Here is a 3,002-nt window from a genome sequence, read left to right on the forward strand (position 1 = left end):
AAATGTGTAGCAGCTAAAGCCTCCCACTAAAGTGGGTAGTTTTGACTAGCGTGCTGGGACAATAAACATCTTTTTTGCTCCTTCTCCTAATCCCTAACAAACTGAGTGTGGCGTACTGGTTTTAGAAGCGCACTAGCCAAAAGGATAGTGCTTCCTGCTTACAATACTGTGTCCGCTATTCATCTCAAAGAAGTAAAGTTAAAATTTCAATTTTCTTCGCGATCGCCCTTCAAGGTGATTTGCATAAGTTCTTTTGTATTGCTATCGTGATGACATCTCTCTACAGCCCGACTCTCCAATGCGCTGCACTGGAGATGTCCTCACAATTCTACACAAGCAAGCAGAGGGTGGCTGGGCGATCGCTCGTGATGCAAATTTGCTAGTTGCTGAACCACAAGCTGTCAATCAATGAGGACTTCCTATGTCTGAGATGCCGAACATCGTCAACATGAACGCCTTGAAGTGGGAAGAGGCTCACTACTCAGAACATTACTCAGGTTGGTCTAAACGCCTAACCCCTTCTATGAATCGCAAGGAAGGGCACATGGGAGTCGTGGTGGAGCGGTTAAAGCCGAAATCGCTTTCCTGCCCATTCCATTATCACGTGCATGAAGATGAGTTTTGCCTGATCCTCAAAGGCAGGGCGATGTTGCGCTATGGCGATCGAACCACCGAAGTCAAAGAGGGGGATGCCATATCCTTTCCTCGTGGCGAACGCATTGCCCACCAGTTTTACAATCACACCAATGAGTTTGTAGAGATTCTGATGATGGGAGAAAACTTGCCTTACGAAGTGTGTTACTTTCCCGACTCGGACAAGTGGCTATCGCGATCAATGGGCAAGGTTGGAAAATTTGAAAGCACGGATTACTGGGCGGATGAACCCGAACCGCCAGTTATCAAAATCCAGGAGTGATTGGAATATGGGGGGCTATTTGAGTCAACCAGAGGGAGAAGGGTTTTGAAAAAGAATTTGATTTTGATCGCTTTTCTCAGTTTTCTACTAACAGCGATCGCGTGTCCGCAAGTTTCAGCAAGGGAAAACTGGTCCTATAACCAGTTTATGCAAGCGGTTGAGCAAAATCGGGTCGAAAAAGTTACTTTTACGAACGATCGTACACAAGCCCTGGTGATAACGAAAACAGGTGAGACGGTGAGCGTTAATTTACCTAACGATCCCACCCTTATACAAAAGCTAGATCAGGCAAACATTGACATTTCTGTTGCCCCAGCCAGGGATAGCGATAGCGTGTTAAGCAGAATGCTGAGTACATTGCTCATTCCCGGAGTCATTGTGCTTTTAATGCAAGGATTTTGGCTATGGATGCTGATCGATTGTGCAACTCAGGAAGTTGCAGAAGGTAATACCAAGATTGTGTGGGTTATCATCATCCTATTAATCAACTTCGTGGGTGCGCTGATCTACTTCTGGGTCAGAAGACCTCAACGTTTGAGGGAGTTAAGACATTAAGAATCACCAATAAAACATGACGCGCCCATCATGTATAAGTTTGCCGCTGCTTCAGAGAGTGAACGGATTGTGTTTGGCTCCGCCCGGCCTGCATACAGCAGCGAGAAAGTCAACGAGTGGATTGAGTTTATGCAGAGCCAGAAGATCAAGCGGGTCTGCTGTTTGCTCCCTGAATCTCAACTCGCTCGCTATACCAATCTGCTTGACGTTTATCAACAAACGTTTGGAGTAGACCAGGTATGCTGGGCACCGATCGAAGACTTTTACTATGCCAATCCAGATTTACTGATTCATCACATTTTACCGTTCCTAACAACTGCTAATCAGAACAATGAAAGGGTTATTGTCCATTGCTCAGGTGGAATTGGGCGTACGGGACACATTCTAGCCGCCTGGTTGGTGGCAGGACGAGGGTTCTCCCCTAAAGCCGCAATCGCAGCCGTAAAGCAAACGGGGAGAAATCCCCATGAAGCGATCGTTGCCGCTCTTTTCACAGGACGCAATCCCTGGAGAGTGGCTGCGGAACTGGATCGACTATTGAACGAATGCGATCGATTAAGCGGCAAGTTAGCGGCTGTTTCAGATCTCAACTGAGGGACTCGTTGATTGCGTCCACCACCCTGCCAGGATCGTCAAGCCACGCTGCATGACCTGCCGCTGGGATACGCATGACTCGTACATGAGGGTTAGACAACGCGATCGCTTCGCCCTCCTCTGGAGGGCACCAGGCGTCATTTTCACCCAAGATTAAAGTTGTCGGAACGGAAAGCTTTTTCCACCGCTCACCGATCATTAGCTCAGGTTTCATTCCTCGAACATCAATGGTGCTGTCAATCAAGCTGAACCAACTTGGAGCGTTACGGGCTTGGCTTGCGGTCAAGGCGTCTAACAGGTCAACTTCAAGGCGTTCTGGATGCGCTACAGCTGGCTCCAGAATACAAGCGTGCTGTCGCGCGTTGGCTTCATCATCATCGAGCGAACAAGGGACTTCAGGATAGGCAGCGTACCCAGACGCATTTGCAGAGGCACCTTGCGCCGAATTCCCGCCGGAGCACCAAGCAAGATCAAGCGCGGCACGCGCTCCGGACTTTCGATGGCGAAAACGATCGACCACAAACCTCCCATTGAGCTTGCCACAATGGGCACAGAGGAAAGCCCTTCAGCATCGATTAGCTCACCGAGAAAGCGGCGTGCATGAGCGAGCACATCGACTCCCCGATAATCAAATGGGTCGGACAGTCCATTACCGGGACGATCCACTGCAATCACGCGGTAGTGCCGGGCAAGCAGCGGCAGAATAGAGCCATATTGGAGTGCTTCGCCCATTCCACCATGAACCAGGAGCAGTGCAGGTCCCTCGCCCAATTCGATCACCTGCGTTGAGCCACCTGATACCAATTTAAATTGAGTAGAAGGCAAATGATTTAGACTGAGAAGTAGTGTTTCAGACTCAGCCAATGGTGGGTGTTACCTCAATCGAAGTGAAGGAAAGTTTGGATGATTTAGCTTTGCAGTTACGTCAAGCGGAAAC

6 protein-coding genes are annotated in these 3,002 nt (G+C 49.0%); 4 read left to right on the forward strand and 2 right to left on the reverse strand.

The features are described 5' to 3' along the window. Positions 1-253 precede the first annotated feature (253 nt). The 4 genes from AC1S52_RS00030 to AC1S52_RS00045 are packed head-to-tail and all read left to right on the forward strand — an operon-like array spanning position 254 to position 2,065. Positions 254-412, forward strand: a complete 159-nt coding sequence (locus tag AC1S52_RS00030; protein ID WP_482026992.1) for an SH3 domain-containing protein — start codon at positions 254-256, stop codon at positions 410-412. Positions 413-421: 9 nt separating this feature from the next. Next, the gene (locus AC1S52_RS00035) at positions 422-916 is read left to right on the forward strand and encodes a cupin domain-containing protein (RefSeq protein ID WP_482026993.1); all 495 of its coding nucleotides are present in this window, start codon (positions 422-424) and stop codon (positions 914-916) included. A 45-nt stretch (positions 917-961) separates the two neighbouring features. Further along, on the forward strand, positions 962-1,471 hold the full coding sequence (locus AC1S52_RS00040; RefSeq protein WP_482026994.1) for an ATP-dependent metallopeptidase FtsH/Yme1/Tma family protein: 510 nt from the start codon (positions 962-964) through the stop codon (positions 1,469-1,471). Positions 1,472-1,501: 30 nt separating this feature from the next. Next, entirely contained in the window at positions 1,502-2,065 is a 564-nt protein-coding gene (locus AC1S52_RS00045) for a protein-tyrosine phosphatase family protein (protein ID WP_482026995.1), read from the forward strand. On the opposite strand, the gene AC1S52_RS00050 is transcribed toward AC1S52_RS00045, so the two are convergent. Together AC1S52_RS00050 and AC1S52_RS00055 are read right to left on the reverse strand one after the other, a co-directional pair. Beyond that, entirely contained in the window at positions 2,058-2,408 is a 351-nt protein-coding gene (locus AC1S52_RS00050) for an alpha/beta fold hydrolase (protein ID WP_482026997.1), read from the reverse strand. The genes AC1S52_RS00045 and AC1S52_RS00050 overlap by 8 nt on opposite strands. Further along, on the reverse strand, positions 2,390-2,890 hold the full coding sequence (locus AC1S52_RS00055) for an alpha/beta fold hydrolase (protein WP_482026996.1): 501 nt from the start codon (positions 2,888-2,890) through the stop codon (positions 2,390-2,392). The genes AC1S52_RS00050 and AC1S52_RS00055 overlap by 19 nt, the downstream gene beginning before the upstream one ends. Between the last annotated feature and the right edge of the window lie 112 nt (positions 2,891-3,002).

This window comes from Kovacikia sp. CALU 1929 (assembly GCF_056784235.1).